Source organism: Novosphingobium sp. (assembly GCF_965229225.1).
Classification (GTDB): Bacteria; Pseudomonadota; Alphaproteobacteria; order Sphingomonadales; family Sphingomonadaceae; genus Novosphingobium.
Window position 1 is genome coordinate 3532829 of record NZ_OZ245867.1, and the last position, 16481, is coordinate 3549309.

18 protein-coding genes and 1 other RNA gene are annotated in these 16481 nt (G+C 65.3%); 6 read left to right on the forward strand and 13 right to left on the reverse strand.

Annotated features, from left to right (window positions below; translation table 11 throughout):
- Positions 1–7: 7 nt before the first annotated feature.
- From ACO06X_RS16625 to ACO06X_RS16635, 3 genes are all read right to left on the reverse strand, one after another.
- Positions 8–469, reverse strand: a complete 462-nt coding sequence (locus tag ACO06X_RS16625) for a DUF3237 domain-containing protein (protein ID WP_421837319.1) — start codon at positions 467–469, stop codon at positions 8–10.
- Positions 466–1695: a serine hydrolase domain-containing protein gene (locus ACO06X_RS16630; protein ID WP_421837320.1), complete on the reverse strand. Its 1230-nt coding sequence runs from the start codon at positions 1693–1695 to the stop codon at positions 466–468. The genes ACO06X_RS16625 and ACO06X_RS16630 overlap by 4 nt, the downstream gene beginning before the upstream one ends.
- A 65-nt stretch (positions 1696–1760) precedes the next feature.
- Positions 1761–3230: a carotenoid oxygenase family protein gene (locus ACO06X_RS16635; protein ID WP_421837321.1), complete on the reverse strand. Its 1470-nt coding sequence runs from the start codon at positions 3228–3230 to the stop codon at positions 1761–1763.
- A gap of 95 nt (positions 3231–3325) precedes the next feature.
- Here ACO06X_RS16635 and ACO06X_RS16640 point away from each other — a divergent pair, with 95 nt between their 5' ends.
- The 4 genes from ACO06X_RS16640 (at position 3326) to ACO06X_RS16655 (ending at position 6853) form a co-directional block, all read left to right on the forward strand.
- Complete coding sequence (locus ACO06X_RS16640; protein ID WP_298173149.1) at positions 3326–3802, forward strand: MarR family winged helix-turn-helix transcriptional regulator; 477 nt, start codon at positions 3326–3328, stop codon at positions 3800–3802.
- Between the two features lie 158 nt (positions 3803–3960).
- Entirely contained in the window at positions 3961–5271 is a 1311-nt protein-coding gene (locus ACO06X_RS16645) for an MFS transporter (protein WP_421837322.1), read from the forward strand.
- Positions 5272–5347: 76 nt separating this feature from the next.
- Complete coding sequence (locus ACO06X_RS16650) at positions 5348–6460, forward strand: S-(hydroxymethyl)glutathione dehydrogenase/class III alcohol dehydrogenase (protein WP_298173156.1); 1113 nt, start codon at positions 5348–5350, stop codon at positions 6458–6460.
- 15 nt (positions 6461–6475) lie between these two features.
- Positions 6476–6853 (forward strand): VOC family protein, encoded by a 378-nt coding sequence (locus ACO06X_RS16655; RefSeq protein WP_421837323.1) that lies wholly within the window; start codon positions 6476–6478, stop codon positions 6851–6853.
- A 39-nt stretch (positions 6854–6892) separates the two neighbouring features.
- On the opposite strand, the gene ACO06X_RS16660 is transcribed toward ACO06X_RS16655, so the two are convergent.
- The 6 genes from ACO06X_RS16660 to ACO06X_RS16685 are packed head-to-tail and all read right to left on the reverse strand — an operon-like array spanning position 6893 to position 11327.
- Positions 6893–7732: an EamA family transporter gene (locus ACO06X_RS16660; RefSeq protein WP_421837324.1), complete on the reverse strand. Its 840-nt coding sequence runs from the start codon at positions 7730–7732 to the stop codon at positions 6893–6895.
- A 25-nt stretch (positions 7733–7757) separates the two neighbouring features.
- Positions 7758–8552, reverse strand: a complete 795-nt coding sequence (locus ACO06X_RS16665; RefSeq protein WP_421837325.1) for an SDR family oxidoreductase — start codon at positions 8550–8552, stop codon at positions 7758–7760.
- An 18-nt stretch (positions 8553–8570) separates the two neighbouring features.
- Entirely contained in the window at positions 8571–9119 is a 549-nt protein-coding gene (locus ACO06X_RS16670; RefSeq protein ID WP_421837326.1) for an NUDIX hydrolase, read from the reverse strand.
- Positions 9120–9162: 43 nt separating this feature from the next.
- Positions 9163–9831, reverse strand: coding sequence for a TPM domain-containing protein (locus tag ACO06X_RS16675; protein WP_421837327.1), 669 nt, complete (start codon positions 9829–9831; stop codon positions 9163–9165).
- A 3-nt stretch (positions 9832–9834) separates the two neighbouring features.
- Complete coding sequence (locus tag ACO06X_RS16680; protein WP_421837328.1) at positions 9835–10623, reverse strand: TPM domain-containing protein; 789 nt, start codon at positions 10621–10623, stop codon at positions 9835–9837.
- Positions 10624–10646: 23 nt separating this feature from the next.
- Positions 10647–11327 (reverse strand): LemA family protein, encoded by a 681-nt coding sequence (locus tag ACO06X_RS16685; protein ID WP_421837329.1) that lies wholly within the window; start codon positions 11325–11327, stop codon positions 10647–10649.
- Between the two features lie 186 nt (positions 11328–11513).
- Here ACO06X_RS16685 and mscL point away from each other — a divergent pair, with 186 nt between their 5' ends.
- Complete coding sequence (gene mscL / locus ACO06X_RS16690; RefSeq protein WP_298168045.1) at positions 11514–11945, forward strand: large conductance mechanosensitive channel protein MscL; 432 nt, start codon at positions 11514–11516, stop codon at positions 11943–11945.
- Between the two features lie 24 nt (positions 11946–11969).
- Positions 11970–12333: a transfer-messenger RNA gene (gene ssrA / locus ACO06X_RS16695) on the forward strand.
- 44 nt (positions 12334–12377) lie between these two features.
- Here ssrA and ACO06X_RS16700 read toward each other — a convergent pair.
- The 4 genes from ACO06X_RS16700 to ACO06X_RS16715 all read right to left on the reverse strand — a co-directional run bounded on the left by ACO06X_RS16700 (position 12378) and on the right by ACO06X_RS16715 (position 16309).
- Entirely contained in the window at positions 12378–12635 is a 258-nt protein-coding gene (locus tag ACO06X_RS16700; protein ID WP_421839934.1) for a hypothetical protein, read from the reverse strand.
- Between the two features lie 157 nt (positions 12636–12792).
- Entirely contained in the window at positions 12793–14055 is a 1263-nt protein-coding gene (locus ACO06X_RS16705) for an N-succinylarginine dihydrolase (RefSeq protein WP_421837330.1), read from the reverse strand.
- Between the two features lie 11 nt (positions 14056–14066).
- Positions 14067–15098, reverse strand: coding sequence for an arginine N-succinyltransferase (locus ACO06X_RS16710; RefSeq protein ID WP_421837331.1), 1032 nt, complete (start codon positions 15096–15098; stop codon positions 14067–14069).
- 5 nt (positions 15099–15103) lie between these two features.
- Positions 15104–16309 (reverse strand): hydrolase, encoded by a 1206-nt coding sequence (locus ACO06X_RS16715; RefSeq protein ID WP_421837332.1) that lies wholly within the window; start codon positions 16307–16309, stop codon positions 15104–15106.
- Between the last annotated feature and the right edge of the window lie 172 nt (positions 16310–16481).

Here is a 16481-nt window from a genome sequence, read left to right on the forward strand (position 1 = left end):
AGGCGGCTTACAATACCCGCCATACCCACAGCTTTATCCCCAAGGGATAGCGCGCGCCGGAGCAGATGAAAATGGAGCGGTTCATCCAGTCGTAGGGGCCTTCGGGGGCGATGAATTCGGGCACGGTGCGGAAGTAGTAGGCGGACGGGTCCACCTCCTCGCCTGCCGCGAGCCGGGCCATGACCTCGGGCGGGCCATGGCGCAGGCCGCGATTGCGGATCTGGATCACCACACCGTCATCGGTTTCGAGCGCATAGATCGCATCGGCGACCGTCACGCCGTCGTGGCGGGTAAGCTGCCAGTCTGCCGCGTTGCCGATCAGCCTGCCCTTGATGCGCGGGCCTTCCACCTGCCCGCCGCCCACGATGGGAATGATCCGCCGCGTGCCGTCATACGTCGTGCCGATGGGGATGGGCGGTTCGAGATCGCCGGTCGCTTCGTAGACGAATTCGAGATCGGGCTTGATCATTTGGCTGCAGGCGTGCGCACGATGGCGTGGAAGTAGTCCAACACCTCCGGGGTCAGCCATTCCGGTTCGACCGGCGGATTGTAGCTCAGCTTTACGATCACCGTGCGCGTCTTGGGGTGGACGTAGATGAACTGGCCCGCGAGGCCGACCGCGCTGTAGGCACCGGGTTCGCCGTCAACCTGCCAGGTCTGGAAGCCATAGCCCTTGAACTCGGCCTTCTTGGCATAGTCTGCAGCGAACGGGATCATCGTGGTCATCTGGCCGACCCACCCGGCGGGGATCACCTGCCTGCCATTCGCCTTGCCGTCATCGAGCATCATCTGCCCGATCCGGCCAAAATCGCGCAGCACCGCGTTGTAGCCCATGCCATTGAGCGCGCGGCCGTTGCCCGGCGGGCCATCGGCCATCCAGAACGCGCCCGCTTCAGCGCCGAGCGGACCCCAGAGGCGGCTGGCGGTATAGGTTTCCAGCTTCTCGCCAGTCGCGCGCTCGAGGATCCAGCCGAGCACGGCGGTATCGAGCGTGGCATAGTTGAACGTGCTGCCGGGCGCCGTCTTCTTGCCGATGGTCACGGCGGGATCGGCAAAGCGCATCTGGTTGCGCACGATCGCCTTCATGTGGATCGTCGCGGCGAGGCTGGGGTTCGCGCCGAAATCGTAGCGTTCTTCGTAGTCGACGCCCGAGCGCATCTGCAGGATCTGGCGGATCGTGGCATCGCCATAGCCACCCGCCTTGAGTTCGGGCACGTAATCGCCCGCCTTGTCATCCAGCGAGCGGATCTTGTGTTCATCGAGCGCGATGCCGATCAGCAGCGCGGTGATGGTCTTGGCCATCGAGAACGAGATGAAGTGCGTGGTGGCGTCCGACTTGTTGCGGTAGTCCTCGAAAACGATCTTGCCGTCCTTCATCACCAGCAGAGCGTTGGTGAAAGTGCGATCGGCCCAGGCGGCATAGGGCATCGGCTGCCCGCCCGATTGGTGCTGCGGCATGGCGAGCGGTGCGCCGGTGGCGAGCGGCGCAACCGGGCCGGAGCGCGGCACATCGCGGCTTTCGAAGACTTTGTTCGTATCGCGGAAGGTGAAGCTGTTGATCGCCGGATTGAGCCACTGCTCGCGCATGGAGATGACAGCCGCGGAGGGGCCTGCCGGTGCCGTCTGCGCGGAAGCGGCCATAGGGGCCAAGGCAACACTTGCTGCCAGAACGGCATGCCACAGGCGGATCGACATCAGATTCTCCCTCTCCGGTTATTGTTATGCTAAATAGCAATAACCGGAGAGGGCGGGAAGGGGTTTCAGGCGGCGAGCCCGATTTCGTCCGAATTTGCCCAATTGCCATGCAGGCCGAAGCGCAGGCGGATGGGGATCTGCACCGTGGCGACGGGGCCTTTGGCAATGTCCAGCGCATCGAAGATCAGCAGGTCGCTGCGGTGTTCCTCCAGCCGGTTGCAGACCTGAAGGATCCAGCCATCCCCTTCGGGCGCGGTCTTGTTGCGGGGGACGAAGCAGGGTTCCTGCAAGCTGGAGACGGGGCCGCACCACCAGTGCTGTTCCGCGCCGGTTTCGAGGTCCTTGTGGAACAGGCAGTTCATGATGAGCCCGCCGGCGCTGCCGCCCTTGAGTTCGACCGGGCGGCGCATGTCCATTTCGAGGAACCAGCCGTGGCGCGTCTTCTGTCCGGTAAAGCGGTCGTCGATGCGCGGGAACTCGCCCATCGAATCCGAGAGCTTGTTGATTTCGGCGAAATCCTCGCCGTTAGACGCCAGATCGACCACCCAGTCGGTGGGATAGCTCATCGCCTCCATCCCGTTGAACGGCGCGCCGTGTACGTCCGGGAAGAACGGGAACATGTTGTTCTTCGCTTCACAGGTCACGAAGTGGACCTTGGTGCCTTCCTGCCAGGCATTGAGCACGTGGGAGGCAAAGCAGTTGTCGCGCTTGAACCAGCGGATGTCTGCTTGGGTCACCCCGTCGCGGCGGGGGATGATCCCGAGATACACGGGCATCGTCGTGTCGAAACCGAAGTGTGGCATCCCCTTTTCGAGCCGCTCCCAGCTGCCGATCGAGGGGACGATGTGGAGCACGAGGTAATCCTCGGTGATCCCGAAATCGTGCATCATGCAGTAGTAAGGTGCCTTGAACCACACCTCGCGGATGAGATCGCCCTCGGGGCTGACTTCCATATAGGTCACGTCGTCGGTGCAAAGGCCGCCTGCTGCATAGCCGATGGCGACCATGTTGCCGGTCTTCGGATCGATCTTGGGGTGCGCGGTGAAGGTCTGCCCGGTCATCCTGCCGCCGAACTTCTCGTAGCCATGGGTTTCCAGCGTAGCTGGATCCATCACGAGGCCGGGGCTGTCTTCCTTCAGCGCCCAGAGCTTGCCGCCGAAGACGAAGGCGTTGGTGTTCGCCGTGCCGCGGATTTCGCCCTTCACGGCCTCGTCATCGGTCAGCGGATTGCGGTAGGCGCCGAACAGGCTCTTGCCGGCTGCGTTTTCCAGCTTCCACTTGTCGGTCTTGGCCCAGCGCTGGCAGAAATCGACCTGGCCATCGTGGATGTGGAAGCGGGTGATCATGCCATCGCCGTTGAAGGCGATATCGTCCTCCAATCGCGGGGGAAATTGCGGGTCGGGCTGGACGCGGAAGAACGCGCCGTTTAGCTCTTTGGGGATCGTGCCTTCGTGCGCGAGGTTGGCGATGTCTGCCTCGATCCGCGAGGGGGTGTTGAACCCGGTGAAGCTCGGACTGTTGGGGAAATGGGCCACGGGGTCCTCCTCTCACGTTTTTGCTTGGGGTTCGATTGTAAGTGTTGCTAACGAATAGGCAAGGCGCAACTAAGGGCGCTGATGGGGATGCGGCATTGATCAAGGACAAGTTTGCCGATGCGGTGACTGCACCGCCGCCACCTGAGGGCGAAGCCGATATCGGCGCGATCAAGGACATTCTGGGTTTCCACATCCGCCTCGCGCATGGGGCCTGCTTGCGCCACTTCACCGAGACGTTTACCGATCTCGATCTCACGCAGAAACAGGTCTCGGTGCTGTGGCTGGTCGATGACCACCCGGGCATCGCGCAAACCGATCTCGCGCAGCGCCTGCGCATGGACCGCGCGACGACCATGGCGATCATCAACCGCTTGCAGGCCAAGCACTTCCTGCGCCGCGACCGGTCTGACAAGGACGGCCGCAAGCAGGCGCTGTTCCTCGAAGAACCGGGCAAGGCCATGCTCGCCCGCGCCAAGCATGCGATCGGCGAGCACGAGGCCTGGGTGAAGAGCCGCTTCACCGACAAGGAAGTGCGCCAACTGATCGAACTGCTTTCGCGCATCCATGAGTGAACGCCGCCAATATCCACCCGTCGCCCCGGACTTGATCCGGGGCTTGGCTTCTTGCCGCAAACGCAGCGCCAGCCGCCAACAGCCAAACCCCGGATCAAGTCCGGGGTGACGAAAAAAGAAGAGATGATTTGGACAGCGATGTCCTCGGGAGAATAACAATGAACACCGATCCGCGCGAGATCATTCGCCAAACGCCGATGAGCGCGGCGCAATGGATCGCCGTCGTGCTGATGATCGCGCTCAATGCGCTCGATGGGTTCGACGTGCTCTCCAGCGCGTTTGCCGCGCCGGGCATTGCCAAGGAATGGGGCATTGCGCGCGATGCGCTGGGCGTGGTGCTGGCAATGGAACTGGTCGGTATGGGGGTGGGCTCGATCCTGCTCGGCGGCGCGGCGGACAAGCTGGGCAGGCGGCCGACGATGCTGGGCTGCCTTGCAGTGATGGCAAGCGGCATGGCGCTGGCTACGACCGCGCAGAACCCGCAGATCCTGGGGTTGTGGCGCTTCATCACGGGCCTTGGCATCGGCGGCATGCTGGCCGCAATCAATGCGGTGACGGCAGAGCTTTCGAGCGCCAAGGGTCGCAGCCTTGCCATGTCGCTGATGGTGATCGGCTATCCGCTCGGCGCCACGATCGGCGGGACGATTGCGGCCATGCTGCTCAAGAGCGGCGATTGGCGCGTGGTGTTCGAATTCGGCGCGATTGCGACCGTAGTGTTCATTCCGCTGATCTGGCTGTTCGTGCCCGAAACCCCGGCCTACCTCCTCGCGCGCCGCCCGGCGGGTGCGCTGGAGCGGATCAATGCCTCGATGGCCAAGCTGCGCCTGCCCGGAATCGCGGCGCTGCCGCCGGTGGATGCGCGTGACAGCAAGGCGAGCGTGCTCGATATTCTCAAGCCCGGACTCATCGGCACCACTCTGGTCCTTACCGTGGGCTACTCGCTCCACGCGATCACCTTCTACTATATCCTCAAGTGGTCGCCCAAGATCGTGGCGGACTTCGGCTTTGCCGCGCCGCAGGCCGCCAGCGTGCTGGTCTGGGCCAATATCGGCGGGGCGACCGGGGGCGGACTGTTCGGCTTCCTCATGCACCGCTTCGGGATCAAGTGGCCGACCATCGTCATGCTGCTGCTCGGCGCGGCGGCGGTCGTGGTGTTCGGGCTGGGCGGGAGCGACACGACGCTGGTGGGCTGGCGTTTTGCGGTGTTCTGCACCGGCTTTGCCACCAATGCCGCGATTGTCGGCTTCTACAGCGCCTTTGCCCACGGCTTCCCGGCGCACGTCCGCGCCACCGGCACCGGCTTTGCCATCGGCGCCGGGCGCATCGGCGCAGCGGGATCGCCGATCCTGGCGGGCACGTTGTTCACCGCCGGCGGGCTCAGCCTGTTCACTGTCTCGGCGATCATGGCATGCGGTTCGGTCATGGCCGCAGCGCTAATGCTCATGCTTGCCCTTAGAGAGGCTGATTGAGCCGCGAACCTGATTGAACACTGGCCCTGCTTTGCCTATCGGCAGGGCTGCCAATTTCCCTGGGGGAGGATTACCCATGAAGACCCGCGCCGCTGTTGCGTTTGAAGCCAAAAAGCCGCTCGAAATCGTCGAGCTCGACCTTGAAGGCCCCAAGGCGGGTGAAGTGCTGGTCGAGATCATGGCGACCGGCATCTGCCACACCGATGCCTACACGCTCGACGGGTTTGACAGCGAGGGCATCTTCCCCAGCGTGCTCGGCCACGAAGGCGCGGGCATCGTTCGCGAAGTGGGCGCAGGCGTTACCTCGGTGAAGCCCGGCGATCACGTCATCCCGCTCTACACGCCGGAATGCCGCCAGTGCAAAAGTTGCCTCTCGGGCAAGACCAACCTGTGCACCGCGATCCGCGCCACGCAGGGCAAGGGCCTGATGCCGGACGGCACCTCGCGTTTCTCGTACAAGGGCCAGACCGTGTTCCACTACATGGGCTGCAGCACCTTCTCGAACTTCACCGTGCTGCCGGAAATCGCGCTCGCCAAGATCCGTGAAGACGCGCCGTTCCAGTCGAGCTGCTACATCGGCTGCGGCGTGACCACGGGCGTGGGCGCTGTCATCAACACCGCCAAGGTTCAGGTCGGCGACAATGTCGTGATCTTCGGTCTCGGCGGCATCGGGCTCAACGTGATCCAGGGCGCGCGGCTGGCCGGTGCCAACAAGATCATCGGCGTGGACATCAACCCCGACCGCGAGGAATGGGGCCGCAAGTTCGGCATGACCGACTTCCTCAACACCAAGGGCATGAGCCGCGAGGACACCGTGGCGGCGATCGTCGCGCTGACTGACGGCGGCGCGGACTATACCTTCGACGCCACCGGCAATACCGAAGTGATGCGCACCGCGCTCGAAGCTTGCCACCGCGGCTGGGGCACCTCGATCATCATCGGCGTGGCCGAAGCCGGCAAGGAAATCAGCACGCGTCCGTTCCAGCTCGTCACGGGCCGCAACTGGCGCGGCACGGCGTTCGGCGGGGCCAAGGGCCGCACCGACGTGCCCAAGATCGTCGACATGTACATGCAGGGCAAGATCGAGATCGATCCGATGATCACGCACGTCATGGGCCTCGAAGAGATCAACACCGCGTTCGATCTGATGCACGCGGGCAAGTCGATCCGTTCGGTTGTCGTGTTCTAATTCAAGGAAATACCGATGTTTACCCATACCGTTCTCGGCACCAACGATGTCGACAAGTCGCGCGCATTCTACACCGCCGTGATGGGCGCGCTTGGCCATCAGGCCGTGCCGCTGCCGAATGGCACGCTGTTTCCCTCCGCCGCTGGTGCGCTGATGGTGCGAACGCCTGCAAACGGCGAGGCGCATACCTGGTCGAACGGCTTCACGCAGGGCTTTGTCGCCAAGACTTTCGCCGAAGTCGATGCCTTCCACGCGGCAGGCCTCGCCAATGGCGGCACCTGCGAAGGCGCTCCGGGCGTGCGTGAAAACGCGCCGGGCAAGCAGTATGGCGCTTACTTGCGCGATACGGACGGCAACAAGATCTGCGCCTTCGCGCCGAACCCGAACGCCTGATCCACTCGAGACGCTCCTGAGGCCGCCTGCGGGGTGGCCTCAGGCAAGCCGCAGCAGCATCGCCCCGCAGGCGATGATCGCCGCTGCCGCGATCCGCGCGGGGCCGACCCTCTCGCGCAGGATGAAGGCCGAAATCGCGGTCGCAAACAGGATCGAAGTTTCGCGCAGCGCAGCCACCATGGCGATGGGTGCCATGGTCATCGCCCAGAGCGCGATGGAATAGGATACGATCGTGCCCAGCCCGCCGAACACCCCGATGGGCCAATTTCGGCGAAAGTAGCCCACCGCCGCCGCGCCGCGCGCCCGCAGCGTCCAGATTGCCATGGCGATGCCGGTCAGCAGGGAAAGCCACAGCGTATAGGCCGTCGGCGTGCCGGAGAGCCGCGCGCCCGCACCATCGATCAGGGTGTAGGCCGCAATGATCCCCGAATTGGTGAGCGCGGCGGCGAGGCCTGCCGGCCGCAGCGAACCGCGCGCACCGGCCGTCATGGCAAGAATGCCGAGGCAGATCGTGCCGACGCCGATCCAGGCGAGCCTGGGCAGCGCCTCGCCCAGCCAGAACCGGCTGACGAGTGCCACCACCAGCGGCGCGCAGCCGCGCATCAGCGGATAGGCAAGGCTCATGTCGATCGTGCGATAGACCCTGACGAGCAGCCCGAGATAGCCCACCTGCAGCAAGGCCGAGACCGCCAGATAGGGCCAGCTGGCCCGCGCCGGAACCGGGAGAAACGGCAGCGCCACGAGCGCGATCAGCGCCGCGCCGCCCATCACCAGCGTGGTCGAGAGCAGCGTATCGCTGCTGCCCTTGAGGAACGCGTTCCAGCTCGCGTGCAGCGAAGCCGCGAACAGGATGAGCGCGAAAACCGGAAGATCGATCATGTGGCGGGGCCCCGTGCAGGGCCGATCACATCGCCGAGATGCCGCCGTCGAGCTTGAGCTCCGCGCCGGTCATGAAGCGGCTTTCGTCACTGGCCAGATAGAGCACGCCCTGCGCGATATCGATAGGCTCGCCCACCCGGCCAAGCGGAATCTGGCGGGCCAGCTTGCCCATCACGACGTCCTTCTCGATCCCCGCATTCTTGCTGATGCCATCGAGGATCGGCGTATCGACGAACGTCGGGTGGACCGAATTGCAGCGGATGTCCCACCCGCGCTTGGCACAGTAGAGCGCGACCGACTTGGTCAGCATCCACACTGCCGCCTTGCTGGCATTGTAGCCGGGCATGGTGTGCGAGGCGATGAGGCCCGCAATCGAGCTGATGTTGACGATCGAGCCGGGCTGGTTGTCCTTCAGCAGCGGCAGCGCCTTCTGGCAGCCGAGGAACACCGAATCGACGTTGATCGCAAAGCCGCGGTGCCATTCTTCCAGCGTGCAGGTCTCGATATCGCCGCGCACGCCGACGCCAGCGTTGTTGACGAGCACGGAAAGGCCGCCGAGCTTCTCCGCCGCCATGGCAATCGCCGCGTCCCAATCTTCAGCGCTCGTCACATCGTGGCGCATTGCAAATGCGGTGCCGGCGCCCAGTTCGGCATTGATCGCCTCTGCCTGCGCAGCGGCGCCTTCGCCGTTGATATCGGTGAGCAGCACCCGCGCGCCTTCGCGCGCCAGCAGTTGCGCGTGCGCTGCGCCCAGCCCTTGTGCCGCACCAGTCACCAGCGCCAACTTGCCCGAAACTCGACCCCCCGAAACCTTGGCCATCGCCCGCAATCCTCTCGCTTATGCTTTCAACCAGAGGGGGCTTAGCAGCATGAGCAGCCGGACGTCGATGCCATAACCGGTCGCTCGCTTCGCTTCGAGAAAGCGGGGCAGCTCTGCGCGCGGAACGTGGTGCACGGTGATCCCTTCGCCCTCCACGCCGCCGCCAGCGCCGACGCGTTCAAGGTCGTAGGCGCGGAACAGCGTGAAACTCTCGCTGACCATGCCGGGGCTTGAATAGTATTCCCCAAGGTCTTCGATGCGGCCCGCGCGGTAGCCGGTTTCTTCCTCCAGTTCGCGGATCGCGGCAGTGGCGGCTTCCTCGCCTTCGCCGCCTGCGTCATCGCCGATGAGCCCGGCGGGCAGCTCGATGCAGGGCTTGCCCAGCGGGATGCGGAACTGCTCGACGAGCACGACTTCGTCCTCGGGCGTGATCGCGAGGATCACCGCCGCCTTGATGCCCCGCGCGCGGCTGACATACTCCCAGCGCCCCCGCGTCTTGGCGGTGATGAAACGGCCCTGCCATTGCGTGATTTCGGGATCGTCGCGGTATTCGTCTTCAAGGCTCATGCGGGTGTCCATCTGAAAGACCCGAACGGGGGAAGGGAAGTGGCTAGACCTCGATCACCCGGTCCGGCAGTTCGTTCTCGTCGTCTGCTGCGCGCGGCAGATGCTCGGCCAGCACCGCGCCGACCTTGCGAACCGCGGCAACCATGCCTTCACCCACCTTGCCCGCGCGAAGCGGCCCGAGCAGCGCGTGCATGGCATCACCCCAGACTTCGGGCGAGACTTTGCTGGCAATCGCCTCGTCGGCAATGATCTCGGCGCGGTGTTCGGCGAGCGAGAGGTAGATGAGGATGCCGGTGCGCCCGGTCGTCCGCCCCTCTGCGCCGATGCGGAAACAGGTGAGCGCGCGGGCATGGACGCGTGCAGACTTGATCGGCGCTGGCGTCAGCAGGAGGCGCAAGGGGCGCCAAGCCATAAGCAGCAGCATGCCGAGGAACTTGATCACGGCTGCCGTCAGCGCGATGCCCAGCACTTGGCGCGGCGTCCATTCGTGTGCCCAGAGGCCGAGCAGCCGCTCGATCAGGCTGAGATAGAAGGTGGGCGCGAGCTCCAGCGCAGCGAGCGCGAGGAACGCGACAAATATCGACCACGCCAGCGCGACATCGCGGTAACTGTCGGACTGCGGGGTGATGATCGTGACGATCTCGCCCGCGCTCGTGGCTTCTGCGGCCGCCACGGCTTCGGCGATGTCTTTGCGGTCTGTGTCGGTCAGCATGGCCTACCAGCTCCCCGAAGAGCCACCGCCGCCGAAGCTGCCGCCGCCGCCCGAAAAGCCGCCGCCGCCGCCCCAGCCGCCACCGCCGCCGCCGCCCCAATCGGAGCCCCCGCCGCCCCAGCCGCCGGATGGGAAGATCATCACGCCCGGCGAACCATAGCGCCGCCCGCCGCCACGCATCGCGCGCAGGAAGGGGAGGACGAAGAAAAAGAAGAAGATCAGCAGGAAGATGACCGTGCCGGCATCGAAGCGGGGCTCCTTGGCCTTCTTGGCTTGGGCCGAAGCATTGGCGGCAACCTTGCGCGCCTCATCCTCGGGCAATTGCAGCTGGGCGATCAACTTGTCCGTCGCGGCTGCAATGCCGCCGGCATAGTCGCCTGTCTTGAACCGGGGCACGATCTCGGTGCGTCTGATCTCGCTGGCCAGGGCATCGGAGATCACGCCCTCGAGCCCGTAGCCGACCTCGATGCTGACCTTGCGTTCGTTCGGGGCGACAATCAGCAAAAGCCCGTCGTTGCGCTGCTTGTCGCCGATGCCCCAGGCACGGCCGAGCCGGTAGCCGTAGTCCTCGATATCATAGCCTTGCAGATCCGGGATCGTGGCGATGACCATCTGCCGCTGTGACTGGGTTTCGAGCGCCGCCAGCTTGGCATCGAGCGCGGCGGCTTGCTCCGCCGAAAGCAGATGCGCCTCATCGACCACCCGGCCGGTGAGTTTGGGGAAGGTCTGTGCGGCAGCTGGCCCGGCAAGGAGGGCCAGCGCCGCGAGCAGGACAAGGAGGAGACGCTTCATGGCGGGGCCTGCCGCGCCCCGGCTCAGTTCGCCGCCGCCTTGCTGGCTGGTGCCGCCGCGTTGTCGTTGGCGGCGGGGGCTGCAGCAGGGGCAGCCGGGCCGTCGAAACTCACCGCAGGGGCCGTATCCGCGCCGGGCGTGGTTGCGGCGAACGGCACCATCGGCTTGGCACCATAGACCACCTTGGCGGCGATGATCGCGGGGAAGGTGCGGATCGTGGTGTTGTAGTCCTGCACCGCCCCGTTGTAGTCACGCCGGGCGATCGCGATGCGGTTTTCGGTCCGCTCGATCTGGTCCTGCAGGGTCTTGAAGTTCTCGTTCGCCTTGATCTCCGGATAGGCTTCGACCGAAGCGAGCAGGCGCCCGAGCCCTTGGCTCAGCTGGCCCTGCGCGGCCTGATACTGCGCCATCTTGTCGGGATCGGTCACGTCGGCGGCGGAAATCTGGATCGAGGTGGCCTTTGCACGCGCCTCGGTCACTTTCACGAGCGTGCTCTGCTCGAAGTTGGCCGCGCCCTTCACCGTCGCGACCAGATTGGGGATCAGGTCGGCCCGGCGCTGGTACTGGTTCTGCACGTCGGCCCACTTGGCCTTGGCGGCTTCCTCGGCGGTGGGAATCGCGTTGACCCCGCAACCGGCAAGGCTGGCGGCGGCCATGGCGACGAACGCGAAACGGGAAAAGCGGGCAAGCAGCGAAGCGGCCATCGAAATGTGTTCCCTCAAGAATCCCGGCGCGGACGCGGCGGGTATGCTCGGCCTCGAATGTAGCGGGTCGCGATGGCGGTTCAAGGGCTGGACCGGATCGGAGTACCAGACCACTTGTTACAAAGGTTTGCGAGTGGCACGAAGCGGGCGGGTGAAAATGCCTGACAGGAGAACAGCGGCATGGGCATGATGGGAGAATTCAAGGCTTTCGTAGCGCGCGGGAATGTGCTCGATCTCGCGGTTGGTGTGATCATCGGCGCGGCCTTCGGCAAGATCGTTACCTCGCTGACCGAGGATCTGATCATGCCGGTGATCGGCGTGGTGACCGGCGGGGTCAATTTCACCAACAAGTTTCTGGTGCTGGGCGCGATTCCCGAAACGTACAAGGGGTCGCTCGAGGACTACGCTGCGCTCAAGGCCGCGGGTGTGCCGATGCTGGGCTACGGCGCGTTCGTTACCGCCGTGATCAGCTTCCTGCTGATGGCCTTCGTGATCTTCCAGATCGTGCGTGCCGCCAACAAGATGATGCCGGCGGCGCCCGAAGCTCCCGCTGCGCCTGCCGGCCCGAGCGAGATCGATCTGCTGACCGAAATTCGCGACGCGCTGAAGAAGGGTTGAGGATCGGACGGAAGGGGCGAGGTGCCCCTTCCATTCCCCGCGCGCCGTGCCTATATCGGTCTTGCCGGGTTCGCCCGGCTATGACGATAAACTGTACCGTACAATAGGCGCAGCGGACCCGGGGGCGGTACCCGGCGGCTCCACCATCACCACCGGCTGCAAGGTCCGGGCTCTGTTGTCGCAGAGGTGTTGATGGGGCCGAACTAGGATCGACGTGTGTTGAAAAGCGGTATTTTCGTCCGGGCTGAGTAACCCGTTAAAGGCTCAAAACCCACAAGTGCCAACGACAACGAAGCACTCGCTCTCGCGGCGTAATCTGACGGCTTAACGGCCTGATCTTACAAAGCTAAAGCGCGGTTGAACCCACCGGGCAACAGAAGGGAATTCAGCGGTTCGGAGGCGTACCGGGCAACAGAAACGCCTCCACTTCCCTTACATTTCTGGATCGACCTTCACCGGCAGAGCCTGAGCCTTGCCCTCGCGCTCGTACTTCATCGCGTCCATGATCTTGGCGCCGGCCATGAACACCGCAAGGCAGCTGGCGAGGAACAGCAGCTTGCCGCCAAAGCCCGGATACTGCGCCAGATATATCTGCCCTCGCTCCGCCGAACCCAGCGCCAGCGCGTAGATGATCGCGCTCGCCTCGAACCGGTTCTTGATCACGAACAGGCGGCTGATCTTGCGCAGCAAAGAGGGCTTTTTGTGCATCACCAAACCTCTTCCGCAACCTTCGTGCCAGATCAGCAATCACGGGGCAGATGCGCATGGCATAGCCTATGCCTTGTAAAGCACGGCGACAGGCCATGGTAAAGACGGGCTTAACCCCCGTGCGGTGAGGCGTGCCGTTTCAGGCCAGTGCGGAAAGATCGAGCGCATCGAGCAGCGCCGCGCGCGCGGCGACGACGCTGGCAGCCAGCGAGTCGCGCCCGAGATCGGTGGGGTCGATCTGCTCTGGCCAGGCTTTGGCAATCAGCTTTTCCAGCATGTCTGCACGCGCTTCGGTGAGGAGGAAGCGCGGATCGACGGTGGCAGGATCGGCGACAACCCGCAGGCGCAGGCAGGCAGGCCCCCCGCCGTTGGCCATCGACTGGCGCACATCGACCGGCAGCACGCGGCGGATCGGGCCGTTGGAGGCAAGCATGCCATCGAGCCAGGCGCGCACCGCCGGGTGCTCCCAGGCCTCCAGCGGGATGACGAGGCCCATCTCGCCGCCGGGCAGGGTGAGGAGCTGCGCGTTGAACAGGTAGCTCGCGATGGCATCGGCAAGGCTGACGGCGCTGGCGGGCACGATCACGATCTCTGCTTCGGGCAGCGCGGCGCGGATCGAGGCATAGGTGCCTTCGGGATCGGCAAAGGCCAGTTCATGGGTGAACAGCACGCGCTCATTTGCCACGGCGACCACATCGTTGTGGAACGCGCCCGCCGCGATCGCCTCAGCGGACTGCTCGACGAAGAGGCAGCGCGTGGGATCGAGGCCGTGGAGTCGGGCGACGGCGCGGCTCGCCTGCTCGTGCTGGCGCGCGGGGAACGCGCCGCCCGGCTTGCCGTAGACGAAGATTTCCAGGCCGAGCGCGGCGTGGCTTGTGGCCATGCGCATATGGTTGGCCGCGCCTTCATCGCCGAAGCAGGCGGGGACGGCGTCGTGGACTGCGAAATGCGCGCTGTCGGCAAAGGCGAGGCGCAACTGGCGCACGGTATCGGGCCATTCCTGCGAGCGGTGCGGCATGGTGACGAGGTTGGCCGCTGTCAGATGGCAGCGCCCGTCCGCCGTGTCCGGCGCAGGGGAGACGGTGGCCGCGTTGGCGGTCCACATCGAACTGGCTGACCACGCGGCGGCGCGCAGGCGGCGTTCGGTTTCGTCTGCGGGTTCGGTCAGGCCAAGCGCGCCGAGGAAGCGATGGTTGGGGCGCGGCAGCGGGCAGAGCAGGCCCTGCGCAAGGCCGAGAGCCATGTTGTGGCGCATTTTGCCGACACCCTGCAGCGCAGCGGCGCGGGGGTAGGAAACGTTGCCGCCATGCTTGGCCGAGGCAAGGTTGCCGAGGCTGAGGCCGGCGTAGTTGTGACTCGGCCCGACGAGGCCGTCGAAGTTGATCTCGACCAGAGTGCTCATTGCGGAATCCTTCAGCGCGCCACGTGCCAAACGGTATCACCCGGGCCGACGCCGAGTGCGGTGGCGGCATCGGGATCGAGCGCGATGCCTGCACCGTCCGGCATGATGCGGGCGAAGGTGCAGCGGAAATCCGCGAGGCGTCCGCTGGCTGCCAGCGCGCGTGTGGCGGTGGCATCAGCTGCGCGCACTTCGGCAACCGGTGCCATCTTCGCATCGGCGATCGAGCGGACGCGGTCGGTGCGCGCGGTCATCGTCGGGCCGCCGTCGAAGATGTCGATATAGCCTTCCGCCGCAAAGCCTTCGGTTTCCAGCATGCGCATCGCGGCGCGGCCGCTGGGGTGCGGGAGGCCGATGGCGGAGCGCGCGGTCTCGGGCAGCATGGCGATGTAGACGGGATGCTTGGGCATCAGATCGGCGATGAACTGGTTGCCGTTGATCGCGTTGAAATAGTCCGCATCCTGGAAGTTCATCCCGAAGAAGCGGCCTGCGACGCCGTCCCAGAAGGGAGATCCGCCGCGCTCGTCGATCACGCCGCGCAGTTCGGCGAGGATGCGGTCGGCAAAGCGCTTGCGGTGCATGGCAATGAACAGATAGCGGCTGCGCGCAAGCAGCATGCCGAGCCCGCCAGCGCGCTCGCCGGGATGGAGGAACAGGCCGCCGACTTCGCTTGAACCTTCGAGGTCGGTGACGAGGTTGAGCATTTCGGCGCGGAACGTGCGGCCCAGTTCCTTGGAATGCTGGGTCAGCGTGGCGTGGCGGTAAGAATAGAACGGCCAGGTCTGCCCGACACGGGTGAAGATCTGGCACGTGCCGCGCACTTCGCCCGTGGCTGCATCCTCCAGGATCAGCACAAAGAGTTCATCGCGCTGAATCTCGGAGTCACCGTCTTCCGTGTTGGCGAAGGCAGCGGCGGCCCTCTCCAGCTTCGCGACCAGCGCGCGGCGATCGGGCGGCAGGTTGGTGAAGCCGCCGCCGGTGAGCTTGGCCATCTCGTACAGATGCTCAAGATCCGAGGCGCGGGCCGCGCGGATGACGTGGGTCACGCTTGTTATTCCCCTTCGGAAAGCCGGTGCAGCACGAGCGCCGACAGCGCGGCCCGCTCGGCCAGCGATGGCACGATCATGTATTCGTCTGGCGAGTGGATCGCCCCGCCGCGCACGCCCATGGTATCGACCACCGGCACGCCGAGCGCAGCAATGTTGTTGCCGTCGCACACACCGCCCGAGCTTTGCCAGCGGATCGGCTGGCCGAGCGCCACGCCGCAGCGGCGGACGAGATCGAACAGCTTTTCCGCGTCCGGCGTGAGCGGCTTGGGTGGCCGGCTGATCCCGCCGTGCAGGTGAATGCTCACCTCATGCGCCAGCTCGACCTCGCGCAGCAGCGGCTGGATCGCGGCGGCGAAGCGCGCGGCGTCTTCTTCGCTGCGGGGGCGGATGTTGAAGCGCAGCACGGCAAGGTCCGGCACGACATTGTTGGCCGAGCCGCCATCGATGCGCGCCGGGTTGATGGCAAGGCCGTCTCCCGAAAGCGCCTTCAAACCGAGCGCGAGATCGGCGGCGGCGACGAGCGCGTTGCGGCCATCCTGCGGGTTGCGGCCAGCGTGGGCGGAGCGACCGGTGACAATCGCGCTGTAGTTGCCGCTGCCACCGCGCGCGCCAGCCAGGGTGCCGTCCGGCAAGGCGGAGGGTTCGTATGTCAGCGCTGCAACCTTCTTGCGCGCGAGTTCGGCGATGAGCGGGGCGGAGGCGAGGCTGCCAGTTTCCTCGTCCGAATTGATCAGCACATCATAGCCGACATAGGGCGCCACCCGGCTCGTCTCGAAGGCCTGGAGCGCGGCGAGGATGACGGCAATCCCGCCTTTCATGTCCGCCGTACCGGGGCCACCGAGGGTTTCGCCATCGAGCCATGTCAGCGTCTGGAACGGGTGGTCCGCCGGGTAGACCGTATCCATGTGGCCGGTAAGCAGATAGCGGCGCGGGGCATCGGGGCGGACACTGAGTACCATGTGTGCGCCGTGCTCGATCTGGACCGCGCGGCCATCGGCGGCAATCGCCTCGACCGGGGCGGGCGGCACGAGGCGCACTTCACCGGGCAGCGCGGCAAAAGCATCAGCGAGCAGCGCGGCCTGCCGGGCCAGTCCCGCAGTATTACGCGTGCCGGTGTTGATCGCACACCATGCCTCGACATTGGCGAGCATGGCTGCGGCATCGATCCCCTCGATCAGGGCGGCTTCGGTGGGGGCAAGCTGGGCCATGCGGACGCTCTAGCCTGCCCGCGCGCCGGGGTGAACCCCTGGTGGTTTAGCGCAATCAATTCGGAAGCGGCGGTTCGAGTTCAGGTCAGAATGACAAAGTTGACACTGTCCTGGCGAGTAACTTGGCAGGGCAAGCGGCCCTGAAGCCCGACCAAACAGATTGCCAGAGGTG